The sequence below is a fragment of the Mycobacterium sp. 134 genome (genome assembly GCF_048282715.1).
GTDB lineage: Bacteria > Actinomycetota > Actinomycetes > Mycobacteriales > Mycobacteriaceae > Mycobacterium > Mycobacterium septicum.
Genome location: NZ_JBLVUN010000008.1, coordinates 893,242 through 909,191, shown reverse-complemented (window position 1 = coordinate 909,191; position 15,950 = coordinate 893,242). Strand labels below are relative to the sequence as shown.

Annotated in this window: 15 protein-coding genes and 1 pseudogene; 4 read left to right on the top strand and 12 right to left on the bottom strand. The window is 66.3% G+C overall.

The features are described 5' to 3' along the window. Positions 1-23 precede the first annotated feature (23 nt). Both ACNQVK_RS08945 and ACNQVK_RS08940 read left to right on the top strand, forming a co-directional pair. Positions 24-188 (top strand): hypothetical protein, encoded by a 165-nt coding sequence (locus ACNQVK_RS08945; protein WP_090426445.1) that lies wholly within the window; start codon positions 24-26, stop codon positions 186-188. Then, positions 189-1,640 carry an alpha,alpha-trehalose-phosphate synthase (UDP-forming) gene (locus tag ACNQVK_RS08940; protein ID WP_418029233.1) on the top strand — a complete coding sequence of 484 codons (1,452 nt, stop codon included), beginning with the start codon at positions 189-191 and terminating at the stop codon, positions 1,638-1,640. 21 nt (positions 1,641-1,661) lie between these two features. Here ACNQVK_RS08940 and ACNQVK_RS08935 read toward each other — a convergent pair whose 3' ends face one another. The 12 genes and pseudogenes from ACNQVK_RS08935 to ACNQVK_RS08880 all read right to left on the bottom strand — a co-directional run bounded on the left by ACNQVK_RS08935 (position 1,662) and on the right by ACNQVK_RS08880 (position 13,482). Further along, entirely contained in the window at positions 1,662-2,147 is a 486-nt protein-coding gene (locus tag ACNQVK_RS08935; RefSeq protein WP_044520576.1) for a mammalian cell entry protein, read from the bottom strand. Beyond that, positions 2,147-2,844 (bottom strand): annotated as a pseudogene (locus ACNQVK_RS08930) (mammalian cell entry protein). The gene ACNQVK_RS08935 and the pseudogene ACNQVK_RS08930 overlap by 1 nt, the downstream one beginning before the upstream one ends. After that, positions 2,844-4,544: an MCE family protein gene (locus tag ACNQVK_RS08925; protein ID WP_418029231.1), complete on the bottom strand. Its 1,701-nt coding sequence runs from the start codon at positions 4,542-4,544 to the stop codon at positions 2,844-2,846. Before ACNQVK_RS08925 ends, ACNQVK_RS08930 begins: the two are co-directional and overlap by 1 nt. Beyond that, positions 4,544-5,665 carry an MCE family protein gene (locus tag ACNQVK_RS08920; RefSeq protein WP_418034054.1) on the bottom strand — a complete coding sequence of 374 codons (1,122 nt, stop codon included), beginning with the start codon at positions 5,663-5,665 and terminating at the stop codon, positions 4,544-4,546. The genes ACNQVK_RS08925 and ACNQVK_RS08920 overlap by 1 nt, the downstream gene beginning before the upstream one ends. A 71-nt stretch (positions 5,666-5,736) precedes the next feature. After that, positions 5,737-7,122, bottom strand: coding sequence for a virulence factor Mce family protein (locus ACNQVK_RS08915; RefSeq protein WP_418029230.1), 1,386 nt, complete (start codon positions 7,120-7,122; stop codon positions 5,737-5,739). Then, positions 7,119-8,177, bottom strand: coding sequence for a virulence factor Mce family protein (locus tag ACNQVK_RS08910; protein ID WP_418029229.1), 1,059 nt, complete (start codon positions 8,175-8,177; stop codon positions 7,119-7,121). The genes ACNQVK_RS08915 and ACNQVK_RS08910 overlap by 4 nt, the downstream gene beginning before the upstream one ends. Then, positions 8,170-9,216: an MCE family protein gene (locus tag ACNQVK_RS08905; RefSeq protein WP_211156117.1), complete on the bottom strand. Its 1,047-nt coding sequence runs from the start codon at positions 9,214-9,216 to the stop codon at positions 8,170-8,172. The genes ACNQVK_RS08910 and ACNQVK_RS08905 overlap by 8 nt, the downstream gene beginning before the upstream one ends. 31 nt (positions 9,217-9,247) lie before the next feature. Then, the gene (locus tag ACNQVK_RS08900) at positions 9,248-10,453 is read right to left on the bottom strand and encodes an MCE family protein (protein ID WP_418029228.1); all 1,206 of its coding nucleotides are present in this window, start codon (positions 10,451-10,453) and stop codon (positions 9,248-9,250) included. A 15-nt stretch (positions 10,454-10,468) separates the two neighbouring features. Then, complete coding sequence (locus ACNQVK_RS08895; RefSeq protein ID WP_044520588.1) at positions 10,469-11,311, bottom strand: ABC transporter permease; 843 nt, start codon at positions 11,309-11,311, stop codon at positions 10,469-10,471. Then, on the bottom strand, positions 11,308-12,072 hold the full coding sequence (locus tag ACNQVK_RS08890; protein ID WP_003879810.1) for an MlaE family ABC transporter permease: 765 nt from the start codon (positions 12,070-12,072) through the stop codon (positions 11,308-11,310). Before ACNQVK_RS08890 ends, ACNQVK_RS08895 begins: the two co-directional genes overlap by 4 nt. 271 nt (positions 12,073-12,343) lie before the next feature. Continuing rightward, positions 12,344-13,252: a 3-oxoacyl-ACP reductase gene (locus tag ACNQVK_RS08885; RefSeq protein WP_418029227.1), complete on the bottom strand. Its 909-nt coding sequence runs from the start codon at positions 13,250-13,252 to the stop codon at positions 12,344-12,346. A 38-nt stretch (positions 13,253-13,290) separates the two neighbouring features. Further along, complete coding sequence (locus tag ACNQVK_RS08880) at positions 13,291-13,482, bottom strand: ferredoxin (RefSeq protein WP_036391771.1); 192 nt, start codon at positions 13,480-13,482, stop codon at positions 13,291-13,293. Between the two features lie 165 nt (positions 13,483-13,647). On the opposite strand from ACNQVK_RS08880, the gene ACNQVK_RS08875 reads away from it, so the two are divergent. Next, entirely contained in the window at positions 13,648-14,826 is a 1,179-nt protein-coding gene (locus ACNQVK_RS08875; protein WP_418029226.1) for an acyl-CoA dehydrogenase family protein, read from the top strand. A gap of 13 nt (positions 14,827-14,839) precedes the next feature. Continuing rightward, positions 14,840-15,949 (top strand): acyl-CoA dehydrogenase family protein, encoded by a 1,110-nt coding sequence (locus ACNQVK_RS08870; RefSeq protein ID WP_418029225.1) that lies wholly within the window; start codon positions 14,840-14,842, stop codon positions 15,947-15,949. Position 15,950: the final 1 nt, after the last annotated feature.

Here is a 15,950-nt window from a genome sequence, read left to right as displayed (position 1 = left end):
CCCCGGTCGCATACAGTTGTGTCATGCCTGCGAAAACTGATACCGCCGAGATCGACGACGTCGAACCGCTCGCCGACAGCACTGCCAGCCAGGCCCGTCGCGTCGTGGCGACCTACGCCACCGACGCCGACGAGTGCCGGATGTTTCTGTCCATGCTCGGCATTGGGCCCTCGAAAACCGAGGCGTAAGTGAGTCCGGAGGGCGGCCCCGAGGCCGCCTCCGGTAACTCCGACTTCGTCGTGGTGGCCAATCGGCTGCCCATCGACATGGAGCGGTTGCCGGATGGCAGCACGACCTGGAAGCGCAGCCCCGGCGGACTGGTAACCGCACTGGAACCGCTGCTGCGTAAACGGCGCGGCGCGTGGATCGGCTGGGCCGGCGTCCCCGACAGCGGTGAAGAGCCCATCGTCGAGGACGGCGTGCAGCTCTACCCCGTGGAACTGTCCGCGCAGGATGTCGCGGACTACTACGAGGGGTTCTCGAACGCCACCCTGTGGCCGCTCTACCACGACCTCATCGTCAAACCCGTCTACCACCGCAAGTGGTGGGACAGCTACGTCGACGTGAACCGGCGCTTCGCCGAGGCCACGGCGCGGGCCGCCGCGCCCGGTGCCACGGTCTGGATCCAGGACTATCAGCTCCAGCTCGTCCCCAAGATGCTGCGCATGCTGCGTCCCGACGTCACCATCGGCTTCTTTCTGCACATCCCCTTCCCGCCGGTCGAGCTGTTCATGCAGATGCCGTGGCGCACCGAGATCGTGGAAGGCCTGCTCGGAGCCGATCTGGTCGGGTTCCACCTGGCCGGGGGCGCGCAGAACTTCCTGGTCCTGGCCCGCCGCCTGGTCGGGGCCAACACCTCGCGCGCCTCGATCGGCGTCCGCTCACGCTTCGGCGAGATCTCCTACGGATTCCGCACCATCACGGTCGGCGCCTTCCCCATCTCGATCGACTCGGCTGATCTGGATGCCAAGGCTCGCAACCGCTCGATCCGGCAACGCGCCCGGCAGATCCGCGCCGAGCTCGGCAACCCGCGCAAGATCCTGCTCGGCGTCGACCGGCTCGACTACACCAAGGGCATCGACGTGCGGCTGCGCGCGTTCTCCGAGCTGCTCGAAGAACGCAGGGTGAAGCGCGACGACACCGTCCTGGTTCAGCTGGCGACGCCCAGCCGCGAGCGCGTCGAGAGCTACAAGATGATGCGCGAGGACATCGAGCGCCAGGTCGGGCACATCAACGGCGAGTACGGCGAGGTCGGCCATCCGGTGGTGCACTACCTGCACCGGCCGGTGCCCCGGGACGAGCTCATCGCGTTCTTCGTCGCCGCCGACGTCATGCTGGTCACGCCACTGCGGGACGGCATGAACCTGGTCGCCAAGGAGTACGTGGCCTGCCGCAGTGACCTCGGCGGCGCGTTGGTGCTGTCCGAGTTCACCGGTGCGGCGGCCGAGCTGCGTCAGGCCTATCTGACCAACCCGCACCATCTCGAGGGCGTCAAAGACGCGATCGAGGCGGCACTGGAGCAGAGCCCGGAGGAGGGTAAGCGCCGGATGCGTGCGCTGCGCCGCCAGGTGCTGGCCCACGACGTGGACCGGTGGGCGCGCGCCTTCCTCACCGCGCTGGCAAGCGCGAAGTCAGGCTGAGGCCGGCTCGGATCCCGAGCGCTAGATCGGGTTGATCGCGTTGATCAGCCAGTCCCCGCCGATCTTGCGGTAGTCGACGCGCAGCCGGCTGCCGTCATACAGCGGCTGGCGGGACTGGTCGGTCACCGTGCGGTTCATGTACACCAGCACCGATCCCGATTCGCGTTCCGCGGTCATCACACCGACGCCGACGACGCTGATCTGGACGACCAACTGACGCTTGCGTGCCTCGGGGATCACCTTGGCGGTGGCGTCCTGTTCGAACTTCTGCCGGAAGTCAGGGGCGAGCAGCGGATAGGTTTCCGACAAGCTGCGCTCGACCGTCTGATAGTCGTAGCCGAACACCTTCGGGATCTGGTCGGCCGCCACGACGGGCAACTCGGCCCGCGTGGTCTCCTGGCCGCGTTGCGTCACGCGGTTCCAGTAGAGCGAGCCACCGATACCGGCGAAGGCGACGAAGGCCACCGCCAGCACGCCGATCAGCAGGCCAGTGAGTTTAGAGCGCATCAGTTTCCACCGTCGGGGTACTTGAGGTCGTATCCGGTCATGTGGCCGTTGTCGTCCTCGTGCACGATCACCCGCAGCCGGTACGGACGGGTCGGAGAATTGACGCCGTCCATGTCGGCGACGGTGACGCGCACCGCCACCAGCACCGACGCATTCCCGGCGATCTCGTCCACCTTCTCCAGCGCCGCGCCGTTCACCACGGCTTCCGAGCTGGCCTTGGTGTCACGGAACAGCGCCTTGAGGTTGTCGGCGTTGTTGCCCTGACTCATCATGTCGCGCAGCGGGCCACTCGTGCCGTCGATGAAGCGGCTGACGCTCTCGTCGATGGTGTCCTGGGTGTAGCTGAACATGTTGATCACGGTCTGCTCACCCGTGTCGACGAAGCGCTCGTTGCGGGCCTGCACATCGTCCACGGCCCGCTGCTGGCCGAGCATCAGGTACCCGAGCACACCCAGCGCCGCTGTCCCCAGGCCGAGGGCCACGACCGCAGCCAGGGCCACCAGCCTGCCGTTGGCGCGCCGCCGGGGCGGCGCCTTCAGCGGCGTCAGCTTCGGCGCCTTCGGTGCCGTGGTGGCCGGTGAATCGACCACCACGGTGGTTGTGGTCGCCTCTCCGCCGGCGCCGCCCCTGTCGGGCCTGCCGCCCTGGACGCGCGCCTACGCACCGGCCTCTGATTCGAGGCCGTTTCTTCCGTCATCAAGCCTGCCTTGGATCCAGCATCAGGTCTACCCAGGTCTCCGCGGGTGCCAGATTGTCGGCGCCGGCCGCATACACGCCGGTGCCTCCGTCTGCGTCAGCGAAGACCCCACTGTGCTGATCGTAGGTGCCGATCCCTGGAGCGCTGGCCAGAGGTGGTGCCTCGGCCGGCAAGGGTGCATCCGGAGCCGGTGCGGGCGCTTCCGGTGCCGGGGCCGCTTCGGGTGCTCCCGGAGGCGTCCGGCCGTACGGCGGCACGATCTGGTCCGGCGGCGCGAAGTACGGCCACGGCGGCGGCGGGGTGCCGGGCTTGTTCGGCGGCACCGGCAGCGGGAACGGCGCGTGCGGCGCCGGACCCGGCCCGGGCTCTACGCCCGGCGGCAACTGCACCACCGGCGGACCCGGATCCGGGTCGACCTGCGGCGGGATGTTCGGGAACTTGTTGGGCGGCAGGATGTTGCGCCCGTCCTCGATCGGCGTGCCGTACGGCACCGGCGGACCGCGCCACGGGTTGGAGCCCACCGGGATGTAGCCGTTGGGATCGCGGCACAACTGGATCGTGGGTGCCCGCTTGCCCGGGAACTCCTGGCACGGGTAGTTGCGTGCGCCACGCACCACGGCCGGATCGTTCTGTGCGGTCTTGCAGTACATGTCGGTCGGCAGATCCCGCAGGGTCAGATCGGCCGGGGACCGGGTCTGGGTCGGCGGGAGGAATCCGGTCAGGCACGGCGGCGCATCGCCGAGGTCGACCTTGAAGTCGAGCTTGCCGCCCTCGTCGACGGGCACACCGCCTGCGACCGTGTTCAGCGCGGCCATCAGGGCCGGGAAGATCACCAGCGCCTGCTCGAGCGACTTGCTGTAGATCACGCCGATCCGGCCGAAGTTGGCCAGGTTGGCTGCCAGCACCGGGAACGTCGGGCGGATACCGCTGAACGCGGTGTTGGCCGCCTCGGTGGTGCCGGGAACGGTCTTGAGGGTGGCGCGCAGCTGCGGGTCTGCCTTGTTCACCTCACCGGTGAACCGGGCGAGCCCGTCGGCCAGCGACCGGATGTTGTCCCCGCTGCGCATCTGCGCTTCCAGGAACGGCCCGGCCTGGTCGATCAGCTGAGTGGTCTCGCCGGAACTGGCGTTGGCCTCATCGATCAGCAGGCGCGAGGACTCGATGAGCCGCGCCAGTTCGGGCCCGGATCCGTTGAACGCCTTGAACGTCTCGCGCAGCAGGTCCTGCAAGCGACTGTTTCCGATGCTGCTGACCAGCGTGTCGGCCTCGTGCAGCATGCCGGCGATGTCCTGGCCGACCCGGGTGTTCTGCTGATCGATGGTGGCACCGTTGCGCAACTTGTCGGTCGACGGTGACTCCGGCGGAATCAGATCGATGTACTGCTCACCGACGGCCGAGACGCTCTTGACCGTGTCGGTGACGTTGTCCGGGATCGCCGTGCTGCTGTTCAGCTGCATCCTGGCGACCACGCCGTCGGGGGCCAGGCCCACTGAATCCACCCGGCCGACCGTCACACCGCGGTAGGTGACGTTGGCGTTCTGGTAGATCCCGCCACCGGTGAGGAAGTTGGCGTTGACGTGATACGTGCCGATACCCACGGCAGCAGGGAGATGCAGGTAGAACAGCGAGATCGCGCCGACGGTGAGGACGGTGACGACCCCGAAGATCATCAACTGCATACGGGTCAGCCGGTCGATCATTACGGCTTCTCCTCGTGCTGGGTGGCAGTTCCGGCGGGGATCTTGAACGGGTCGGCGGCCTGCCCGGACAGGTTGGCCATCTCTCCGGTCAGCCAATCCGGCGGATTGATCACCTCGTCGAGGTGCTTCATGTTCGGGTCGAATCCACCCGTGGTGAAGATCGACTCGCCGAACCGGCGCAATGTCAGGTCGAACGTGACGAACACGTTCAGGTAGTCACCGCGGACCGCGTTGCGCAGGTACTTGTAGTGGAACGGGAACGTGGGCAGGAACTCCAGGTCCTTGATGAAATCGTCGGCGTTGTCGTTGAACGCCTTGATCACCGGATAGAGATCCTTGATGTCGGCCGCGAAATCGTCCTTGGTCGACGACAGGATCCGCGCACCCACCTCGGCGAAGCCGCGCAGCGCGGTGAACGCCTCGACGATGTTGGAGCGGTTGTCGTTGAGCACCTTGAGCGCCCCGGGCAGAGTGTCCAACGTGCGGCCCAGGTTGTCCTTGCTACGGGCCAGGATCGAGGCGAAGCGGTTCAGCCCGTCGGCCGCGGCGATGATGTCGTTGGTCTGCTGGTCCAGTGATGAGGTCAGCTCGGCCAGGCGCGGGATCAGCTCGGCGAAGCTTCCGGCCCTGCCTGCCACCGCGGCGTAGGCCTCATCGGTGATGTCCTGCAGCGCACCGAGATTGCCCTTGTTCACCACCATGCCCAACGAGGACAGCACTTCCTCGGTGGTCGGGTAGCGGCTGGTCTGCGACAGCGAGATGTTCGAGCCCTCGCGCAGCTGCCCCTGCGCCGGTTCGTCGACCGGTTCGGACAACTGCACGTGCTGAGAACCCAGCAGCGATGTCTGGGCAACGCGCGCAACGGCATTCGCCGGGAGCTTCACGTCGCCGTCCAGCGACAGCTGCACCGCGGCGTAGAAGCTGCCATCCGGACGCTGCATGGCGTCCAGGCCGGACACACTGCCCACCGTGACGTCGTCGACCATCACCGGCGAGTTCTGCGGCAGGGTCGCCACATCGGGCAACTCCACGGTGACGTTGTAGGACCCCGCCCCGTGCCCGGCCGTGCCGGGCATGTTGAGCGAGTTGAGTCCGCCGAACTGGCAGCCGGCCAGCAGCATCGCGCCGCTGCCGATCGCCAGCGTGCGTCCGCTGAACCGGGATGCCTTACCCCTCAATGCTTTACCCCTCATCATCCGCCGGCACCGGCCTCAGCAGGCGCGGGCGCAGGTCCGGGCGCGGGCCCCGGAGCGGGACCGACCCCTGTTCCGGGTGCGGGTGCGGGTGCATCCGGCGGCAGGATCAGCGAACTCAGCGTCGCGTCATGCGGGATCTGCGGCGGCGTCACTCCAGGGTTGTTCTGCCACTGCAGGTACGGCACCGGGGTCTCCGACTTGGCCTCGGTCGCCGGGGTGTCGTACATGATCTGACCCTTGTAGGCGGTGATGCTGTTGACCGGGTGGAACAGCACCGGCGGGTAGTTCATCGTGATGCGGCGCAGCACCGGACCCATCCGCTGCCTGCAGATCTCGGCGCGCTTGTAGTTGTCCGGGTTGGCGCCGATGTCGAAGGTGCCACCACAGATGAACTGCGTCGGGTTGGCGAAGTTGGGCAGTGACAGCAGACCACCGACGGTGCCCTGGGCCGGGTTGTAGATGTTGTAGAAGTTCGCCAGACCATTCGGCGTGACGTGCAGGATCTGCTCGATGTCGTCGCTATGGTCGGTGAGGATCTGGGTGAAGTCCGCCAGCTTGCCCACCTGGGCGATCAGCGCGTCGTTGTTCTCGTTCAGGAATCCGCGGACATCGCCCAGTGCCTGGTTCAGCGTGCCCAGCGTCTGATCGAGACCGTTGGAGCTGTCGGCCAGTACCTGCGACACCGATGCCACGTGATTGGTGAACTGCACGATCTGTTCGTTGCTGTTGGACAACGCGTTGACGAGGACCTGAAGGTTCTTCACCGTGCCGAACAGATCGGTGCGGGAATCACCCAACCGGCCCGCGGTCTGGGACAACTCCCGCAGTGCGTTGCGGAACGAGTCGCCGTTGCCGTCGAACGTGGTGGCGGCCTGGTCGACGAAGGCCGCGATCGGACCCTGGACCGAGTTGGCCTGCGGCCCGAGTTGCGAACTGAGCTGCGTGAGTTGCTCTTTGACCTCGTCCCATTCGACCGGGACACCGGTGCGGTCCAGCCCGATCGACGCGCCGTCGGCCATCACGTCGCCTTCGGTGTAGGCCGGCGTCAGCTGAATGAACCTGGCCGACACCAGGTTCGGCGAGAGGATCAGCGCCTTGGCATCGGCGGGGACCTTGATGCCGCGGTCGAGGGTCATCTCGATCTTGACATCCGAGGGCCGCGGCTCGATCGAGTCGATCGTGCCGACCGGCACACCGACGATCCGAACCTCGTCGCCGGGGTACAGGCCGACAGCGTTCGTGAAGTACGCCGTGAGCTTGGGACCCGTCCGCGACGGCCACACCTGGTACACGCCGACGGCGAGCACCGCCAGCAGCAACACGGCCAGGCCGATGCGCATCCACCGGTTACGACCGGACGACACCGAACTCTCTTGGGTCATGGCGATTTCGGCCTAACGATCGTGCGTTCGGAGATGTATCCACGCAGCATGTCGGCGAGGCTGTCGGGCAGCTTCCCCGGCTGGAAGTAGGTATCGAGCAGCACCTCGGACATCGACGCGGGCGGCAGGCCGTACAGGTTGATGTTGAAGCCCGGACCGTTGCCGACCACCTCGGCGAGCGTGGTCGCGTACGGCGGCAGTCGGCGCAAGGCCTCGCCGATGTGCTCCTTGCGCTCCAGCAGGTTGTCCATCACCAGGTTGAGCTTCTCAAGCGCCGGCTTGAACTCCTTGCGGTTGTCGGCGACGAATCCCGAGAGCTGCCTGGACACGTCGTCGATGCCGGCGATGAGATTGCTCAGCGCCTGCCTGCGCTCGTCGAGCGCGGCGAAGAGCTGGTTGCCGTCGGTGACCAGCTGGTTGACCTGGCCTGCGCGCGAAGCCAGCAGATCCGAAACCCGCTTGGCGTGCGCAAGCAATCCTTCGAGAGCCTCATCGCGCTTGTTGATGCTGCGCGACAGGTTGGCCACACCGTCCAGCGCACCCCGCAATTGCGGTGTGGCATCGCGCAGGGTGTCGGTCAAGGTCGACAGGGCCTGCTCGAACTTCGGCTTGTCCAGTTCGGAGACGTTCTGCCCCAGGTCCTGCAGGGCCGTGTTGAGCGTGTAGGGAGTCGTGGTGCGCCCCAACGGGATCACCGTCGAGGACCCGCTGCCCTTCGGCGTCACCGAAAGCGACTTCTGCCCCAGCACGGTTTCGGTCTTGATCGCCACCAGTGACTGATCGCCGATCTTGATGTTGCGATCCACGGTGAAGCTGACCTTGGCGGTGTCACCGGCCAGCGCCACTCCCGTGACCTTGCCGACCGCGATGCCGGAGACGTTGACGTCGTTGCCCGGGTCGATCCCGCCGGCGTCGCTGAAATACGCCTCGTACTTCTTGCCCTGTGGGAAGAAGGGAAGCCCCGTGTAGCCGAAGGACACCAGCACCACACATGCCACCAGGGCGATGCCGAAGATCCCGGTGCGTAGCGCTGTGTCGCCGTCGCGCTTAGCCATTCTCCGAGCACCTCCCCTTCGACGGGTCCGGCGGGCCGCCGAACGGAATCAGGATGTCGCTACCGGCCGGTCCGTTGACCTTCATCCGGATCGAGCAGTAGTAGATGTTGAAGAACGAGCCGTAGGCACCAAGTCCGTTGAGCCGCAGGTAGTTCTCGGCCAGCGGTTCGATCACCTTGTTGACGTCGGCCTTGCGTTCGTCCATCCGCTGGGCGAACGGCCGCGCGTTCTCGATGACGGCCTGCAGCGGGCGACGCGACTTGTCCAGCATGTCGGTCAGGTCGTTCTCGGCCGAGGCCAGCGGTGCGATGGCGCCGGCGATCGGGTCGCGCCCCTCCGACAGGCCGGAGATCAGCTTCTGCAATTCGTCGACGCTGGAATCGAACTGCGCACCCTTGTCGTCGACGGTGCCCAGCACGGTGTTGAGGTTGGTGATCACATCACCGATCAGCTGGTCGCGGGCGGCCAGGTTCTGGGTGAATGCGCTCGTGCTGGTGAGCATGTTCGCCAGCGCTCCACCCTGGCCCTGCAGCATCTCGATGATCGCGTTGGAGATCTCGTTGACCTTGTTGCCGTCAAGGCCTTTCATCACCGGCCGCAGTCCGCCCAGCAGCGCGTCGAGATCGAGCGCCGGCTGGGTGTTCTGCTGCGGGATGGTCGCTCCGGCCGGAAGCTTGCGCAGTTCGCCGGGACCCGACGTGATCTCCAGATACCGGTCACCGACCAGGTTCTCGTAGCGCACCTTGGCCTGGCTCGACGTGTAGAGCTGGTAGCGCTTGTTGAGGTCGAACTTCACGTCGACCGTGTTGTCCGGGTTCAGCTTGACGTCGTTGACCGTGCCGACCGGCACGCCCGCGATGCGGACGTCCTGGCCTGCCTTCAGTCGCGAAGCCTGGCTGAAGGTGGCGTGGTAGCTGTTCTCCGAGGCGAACCGGAATTCGCCGAACACCACGACCAGCATGGCCGCCACCAAGAGCATGGCGATGGTGAAGATGCTGACCTTGAGCATGGTCCGGTCAGTACGCGCACTGGACGCCATCAGTGCCCTCGGTTCTTCGCGCAAGCGCTCATCAGAAGCGATCCCTCTCCGCGAATGCGCCGTTGAACAGGAATTGCAGCGTCGCCGGGGCGTCGAACTGCACCTCGGTGTTCGGCTGGAACGGCACGTAGGCGTTGTCGGTCACCAGGAACGGCGAGTGGTACCAGCTACCGCCGAACTGCTTCGACGGCACATCCGGAAGGCCACGGCAGTTGGGGCCGCCCGAGGCGTTCACGATCGGCAGGCTCTCCGGGTAGGTGTACGCCGGGGCGCCGGGCAGGAAGTTCGACGACACAAACAGACCGGGCCGGATACCACCGATGATGGGCGCGAACCGGTCCACACCGACCGACACACCCTTGAGCACACAGCCGAACTCGGGTGAGTAGTCGCTGGCCACCTTCAACGGGGCCCGCAGCCGCTGGATGGCGGCGATGTAGTCGTCGGCGGCCGGCTGCAGGGTCGCGGTGCCGTTGTTCGCCAGGCCGGTCGCGGCCAGCAGCGTGGCGTTGAGGTTGGTCTTCTCGTCGACGATCGTCTTGTTCAGGGCGGGCACGTTCTCGACGATGCGGGCCAGGTCCGGCCCGGCATCACCGTAGATGTTGGCTACCGCGGCGGCCTTTGCGAAGTCGTCGCGCAGGGTCGGCAACTTCGGATTGATCTGCGCCAGATAGCCGTTGAGTCCCGTGAGGGCCGCACCGAGATCGTCCCCGTGGCCGCGCAGGCCCTCGCCGAGAGCGGTGAGAGTGGCGTTCAGGCTGACCGGGTCGATCTTGTTGAGCACATCCGACAGCGTCTGGAAGAGCGTGTTGACCTCGAGCTGTACATCCTTGGCGGCCACCGTGCTACCCGGACGCAGCGACGTCGGCTGCGGCTCAGCAGGCGGCTGGAACTCCACGGACTTCGCACCGAAGATCGTGTTGCCCGCGATCCGCACGGTGGCGTTGGAGGGGATGTAGCGCATCTCCCCGCGCTTGATGGACAGCGTCAGCTTCGCCTCGCTGCCGGCGTACGCGATGTCGGTGACCTTGCCGATCTGGATGCCGCGGTACTTCACCTTGGCGTCGCGCTCCATCACCAGGCCGGCCCGCGGCGCGGTCAGGCTGACGGTGTCGGTCGGTGTGAAGGCGGCTGTGTAGGACAGGTAGGTGAAGACCACGGCGGCGGCCAGGATCGCCGCCAGGATCGCAGCGGCGATCCTGACATGACGACGGTGCTTGGAGGGTGCGTCTGTCATAGGAATTCCTGCCACCTACCCGGAAAGGTTGAAGTTGCCGGACGCGCCGTAGACGGCCAGGGAGATGAACAGCGTGATGGTGACGACGACGATCAGTGAGGTGCGCACGGCCTGACCGACCGCGATGCCCACGCCGACCGGTCCGCCGGATGCGTTGTAGCCGTAATAGGTATGCACCAGCATCACCGCGATCGCCATCACGATCGCCTGCAGGAACGACCAGAGCAGGTCGCTGGGTATCAGGAACGTATTGAAGTAGTGGTCGTACAGACCCGCCGACTGACCGTTGATGAACACCGTGGTGAACCTCGCGGCGAAGAACGCGGCCAGCACCGACAGTGAGTACAGCGGCACGATTGCGATCAGGCCGGCCAGCAATCGGGTCGAGACCAGATAGGACACCGCATGGACCGCCATCGCTTCGACGGCGTCGATCTCCTCGGCCACCCGCATCGCGCCGAGCTGAGCGGTTGCGCCCGCGCCGATCGTGGCGGCCAGGGCGATACCGGCGATCACCGGTGCCACGATGCGCACGTTGAGGAACGCCGACAGGAAGCCGGTCAGGGCCTCGATGCCGATGTTGCCCAGCGACGAATAACCCTGCACCGCGATCACACCGCCGGAGGCCAGGGTGAGGAAAGCCGCGACGCCGACCGTTCCGCCGATCATCACCAGGGCGCCTGCGCCCATGGTCATCTCGGCTACCAGGCGGATGGTCTCCTTGCGGTAGCGGTTGATGGCGTTCGGCAGGTACCGCATGGTCTCGCCGTAGAACAGCGCCTGCTCGCCGACGTTGTCGACGACCTTGGGTACGCCGCGGAACAGCCGGCGGAAGCGGAGAGTGGCGTCATAGCTCATCGCACGAGCACCCGGACCCCGATGGCCGTCATGATCACGTTGATCACGAACAGGCAGATGAAGGCGTAGACCACCGTTTCGTTCACAGCGTTACCGACACCCTTCGGGCCTCCTTTTACTGTCAACCCGCGGTAGCACCCGACCAGGCCGGCGACCACGCCGAACAACAGCGCCTTGATCTCGGCGAGCACGAGCTCGCCGAGGCCGGTCAGCACCGTCAGGCCGTTGATGAAGGAACCCGGGTTGACGCCCTGCAGGAACACTGAGAAGACATAGCCACCGGCGAGGCCGATCGCGCAGACCAGACCGTTGAGCAGCAGCGCCACGAACGTCGAGGCCAGCACGCGGGGCACGACCAGTCGCTGGATCGGATCGATGCCCAGCACGCGCATGGCGTCGATCTCTTCGCGGATGGTGCGGGCGCCCAGGTCGGCGCAGATCGCCGTGGCGCCCGCGCCGGCCACCACCAGCACGGTCACCACCGGACCGAGCTGGGTGATGGTGCCGAAGGCGGTGCCCGCGCCGGAGAGGTCGGCGGCACCGATCTCGCGAAGGAGGATGTTGAGGGTAAACGCGACCAAGACCGTGAACGGGATGGCGACCAGCAAGGTCGGCACCAACGAGACCCGGGCGATCATCCAGGTCTGATCCAGAAACTCTTTGAACTGGAACGGTCGACGGAACATCTTGGCGAAGGTGTCCAAGGACATCTCGACGAAGCCGCCCACGGCCCGGGCCGGAACCGCAAGCTGTTCGATCAACCTGGGCTCCGTTCTCGGGGTACTCGGGTGGGGGAAATTCCGCGGAAACTCGCGTTAGCGAAAGTTTGACGGCCACGTGACGTGACCGCTCTCCCACCCCTTGGTCTTACGGTGCTCTTAGTGAGCCGGATCATACTAACTAGAACATGTTCGCAGTGTCAAAGAATTCAAAATCCTCATGTCGGACGCCGTTTTTGCAGCTCAGGGCGTACCGCACCAACATTGAGTTAGAACACGTTCTACACATGTCGAGCGACGGTCAACGAGACCGTCAGTCTCGTGAATCCATCAGCTCAGTGGCCGAGAATCCACGCCCCAGGTCACGATCAGCAAAGTAATCGTGCAACGTCCCGCTGAGGTCTGCCGGGTTCCAGGCATCGGAGTCCGCAGTGAAATGCTTCTCCGCTGTGGGCGGCGCGACCAACGTGACAGTTGGACCATAGACGATGAACAGCTGACCGTTGACGGCTTCGGACGCGGGCGCGGCCAGGAATCGCACCAGGGTGACGACGTGGTCGGTCGACAACGGGTCGACCTGCCCTTCGGGTGCGTCACCGAAGACGCCCGCGGTCATGGCGGTGCGGGCCCGCGGCGCGATCGCGTTGGCCCGGACACCGAAGCGCTCCAGGGCCCGGGCGGCCGACACCGTGAGCGCGGTGATGCCCGCCTTGGCGGCGCCGTAGTTGGGCTGACCGACCGGACCCGACAGCCCGGCCTCCGACGAGGTGTTGATGATCCGGCCGTAGACCGTGCCGTCCCCCGCCTTGGCCTTGTTGCGCCAGTAGACGGCGGCATTGCGGGTCAACAGGAAGTGGCCGCGCAGGTGCACCGCGATGACCGCGTCCCACTCCTCGTCGCTCATGTTGAACAGGATCCGGTCGCGGGTGATGCCCGCGTTGTTGACGACGATGTCCAGGCCACCCAGACCGTCGGCGGTGGCGACCAGCTCATCGGCGGTCGAGCGCGCGCTGATGTCCCCGGCGACGGCGACGCCCTTGGAGCCGGCGGCCGCGATCTCGTCGAGGACGTCAGAGGACTCCAGTGCGCCGGCCATGTCGTTGACCACCACGGTCGCCCCGGCCCTAGCCAGGTCGACGGCCTCGGCGCGGCCCAAGCCCGCGGCGGCACCAGTGACCACCGCCACTTTTCCGGACAGATCAATCTGAGCGTCGGTGGTCATTTCGCTCCTCGCGTGCGCGGCATGATTTATGAATACCTCTAGTCTTTTCGGATCAGGGCTGCCCGGGGGCATTCGGCGATGGACTGCTCGGCCAGATCCTCCTGGTCGGCAGGCACCGGATCGGACTTGACCACGGCATAGTCGTCGTCATCAAGATCGAACAAATCGGGGGCAATACCCACGCACACCGCATTGCCTTCGCAGCGATCACGGTCCACTTCAACTCGCATGGCGACCTCCTCACAACGTGTGTACGCACGGGGCTGCGTGCGCGCAGCCACAGAATACGACCACACCTGACGGATACCAGTCCTGCACCGGCCTGGATCCTAAGACTAGAACGTGTTACAACCAGGTGAGAACTCAGGTCTATCAAGCAGTGAGGATGCAGGCGAATGCGGATCGGTTACACCCCCGAGCAGGAGGAGCTGCGCCGCGAGTTGCGCGCGTATTTCTCCAAGTTGATGACGCCCGAGCGCGTCGAGGCACTCAACTCGTCCGAGGGCGAGATGGGTCGTGGCACCGTCTACCGCGACACCGTCGCGCAGATGGGCAAGGACGGCTGGCTGACCCTGAGCTGGCCAGAAGAGTTCGGCGGCCAGGCCCGCCCGCCGATGGACGGGCTGATCTTCACCGACGAGGCCGCGATCGCCGGCGCCCCGGTGCCGTTCCTGACGATCAACAGCGTCGCGCCGACGATCATGCACTTCGGCACCGAGGAGCAGAAGAAGTTCTACCTGCCCAAGATCGCCGCGGGCGAGCTGCACTTCTCGATCGGCTACTCCGAGCCCGGCGCGGGCACCGACCTGGCCGCGCTGCGGACCACCGCGGTGCGCGACGGCGATGACTATGTGGTCAACGGCCAGAAGATGTGGACCAGCCTGATCGCCTACGCCGACTACGTGTGGCTGGCGGTACGCACGAACCCCGAGGCCAAGAAGCACCGCGGCATCTCGATGCTGATCATGCCGACCACCGCCGAGGGCTTCTCCTGGACGCCGGTGCACACCATGTCCGGTGTGGACACCAGCGCCACCTATTACCAGGACGTGCGCATCCCGGCGACCAACCTGGTCGGCGAGGAGAACGCCGGCTGGAAGCTCGTGACCAACCAGCTGAATCATGAGCGGGTGGCTCTCGTTTCTTCACAGCCGATCTACGTCGCGCTGGACGGGGTCCGCGAGTGGGCCCAGAACACCAAGGACGTGCACGGCAAGCGGATCATCGACTCCGAGTGGGTGCAGTTGAACCTGGCCCGGGTGCACGCCAAGGCCGAGGTACTCAAGCTGATCAACTGGGAGCTGGCGTCTGCCACCTCCGCCCCCTCTCCCGCGGATGCGTCGGCGGCCAAGGTGTACGGCACCGAGCTGGCCACCGAGGCCTACCGCCTACTGATGGAGGTGCTTGGCACCTCGGCGACGCTGCGCCCGGACAGCAAGGGTGCGCTGCTGCGTGGCCGCATCGAGCGGTTCCACCGGTCGGCGCTGATCCTGACCTTCGGCGGCGGCACCAACGAGATTCAGCGTGACATCATCGGCATGGTCGCGCTCGGCCTGCCCCGAGTGAACCGGTAAGGACGGCACACCAATGGATTTCAAGACGACCGAAGAGGCCGCCGACCTGGGTGGCTTGGTGCGCACGATCACCGAATCGGTGTGCACGCCCGAACGCCAGCGTGAGCTCGACGGGCTCGAGCAGCGATTCGACGCCAATCTGTGGGCCAAGCTGGTCGAGGCCGACGTCCTGTCGGCCGCGGCGCCGGAGTCGGTGGGCGGTGGTGGCTTGGGCGTGCTCGAGCAGGCCGCCGTGCTGACCGCGCTGGGCCGCCAGCTGGCTGCCGTGCCCTACCTGAACTCGGTGGTGCTGGGCGCGGGCGCGCTGGCCGCGTTCGGGTCCGAGGAGCTGCGCACCGAGTGGGCGCAACCCGCGGTGGCCGGCGACAAGATCCTCGCCATCGCGCTGGACGGCGAAATGGGTCAGGGGCCGGTGCAGGCCACTTCTTCAGAGGGGCCTGACGGCCGAAGCTACAAGCTCACCGGCTCTCGCACCCAGGTGAACTACGGACCGGTGGCCGACGCGTTCCTGGTTCCGGCCGAAACCGATTCCGGGGTCGGCGTTTTCCTGGTCGCCAAGGACGACCCGGGTGTCACGGTGACCGCGCTGAGCACGACCGGCAAGGGCAGCGTGGCCCATCTGGAGCTGCAGGGCACCACGGTCGACGCCGCCCGCCTCCTCGGTGGCGCGGAGGTAGCGCAGTGGCTCACCACGTATTCGGCGTTGGGCCACAGTGCCTTCCAGCTCGGCGTGCTGGAGCGGGCACTGGAGCTGACGTCCGAATATGCCCGCGAGCGTGAGCAGTTCGACCGCCCGATCGGCAGCTTCCAGGCGGTCTCGTCCCGGCTGGCCGACGGCTACATCGACGTCAAGGGCCTGCGCCTGACGCTGACCCAGGCCGCCTGGCGGTTGTCCGAGGACCTGCCCGCCGACATCGATGTCGCCAGTGCCGCGTTCTGGGCTGCCGAGGCCGGCCACCGCGTCGCGCACACCGCGGTGCACGTGCACGGTGGCGTCGGCATCGACACGGACCACCCGGTGCACCGGTACTTCCTGGCCGCCAAGCAGACCGAGTTCGGTGTCGGCGGGGCGACAGGGCAGCTGCTGCGCATCGGCCGCGAACTCGCGGACACACCGGTCTAGG

Excerpts from the sequence above, each read along its gene's own strand:
- ACNQVK_RS08945 (WP_090426445.1), top strand. The coding sequence starts at position 24 with ATGCCTGCGAAAACTGATACCGCCGAGATCGACGACGTCGAACCGCTC.
- ACNQVK_RS08935 (WP_044520576.1), bottom strand. The coding sequence starts at position 2,147 with ATGCGCTCTAAACTCACTGGCCTGCTGATCGGCGTGCTGGCGGTGGCC.
- ACNQVK_RS08925 (WP_418029231.1), bottom strand. The coding sequence starts at position 4,544 with ATGATCGACCGGCTGACCCGTATGCAGTTGATGATCTTCGGGGTCGTC.
- ACNQVK_RS08920 (WP_418034054.1), bottom strand. The coding sequence starts at position 5,665 with ATGCTGCTGGCCGGCTGCCAGTTCGGCGGACTCAACTCGCTCAACATG.
- ACNQVK_RS08915 (WP_418029230.1), bottom strand. The coding sequence starts at position 7,122 with ATGACCCAAGAGAGTTCGGTGTCGTCCGGTCGTAACCGGTGGATGCGC.
- ACNQVK_RS08910 (WP_418029229.1), bottom strand. The coding sequence starts at position 8,177 with ATGGCTAAGCGCGACGGCGACACAGCGCTACGCACCGGGATCTTCGGC.
- ACNQVK_RS08905 (WP_211156117.1), bottom strand. The coding sequence starts at position 9,216 with ATGGCGTCCAGTGCGCGTACTGACCGGACCATGCTCAAGGTCAGCATC.
- ACNQVK_RS08900 (WP_418029228.1), bottom strand. The coding sequence starts at position 10,453 with ATGACAGACGCACCCTCCAAGCACCGTCGTCATGTCAGGATCGCCGCT.
- ACNQVK_RS08895 (WP_044520588.1), bottom strand. The coding sequence starts at position 11,311 with ATGAGCTATGACGCCACTCTCCGCTTCCGCCGGCTGTTCCGCGGCGTA.
- ACNQVK_RS08885 (WP_418029227.1), bottom strand. The coding sequence starts at position 13,252 with ATGACCACCGACGCTCAGATTGATCTGTCCGGAAAAGTGGCGGTGGTC.
- ACNQVK_RS08880 (WP_036391771.1), bottom strand. The coding sequence starts at position 13,482 with ATGCGAGTTGAAGTGGACCGTGATCGCTGCGAAGGCAATGCGGTGTGC.
- ACNQVK_RS08875 (WP_418029226.1), top strand. The coding sequence starts at position 13,648 with ATGCGGATCGGTTACACCCCCGAGCAGGAGGAGCTGCGCCGCGAGTTG.
- ACNQVK_RS08870 (WP_418029225.1), top strand. The coding sequence starts at position 14,840 with ATGGATTTCAAGACGACCGAAGAGGCCGCCGACCTGGGTGGCTTGGTG.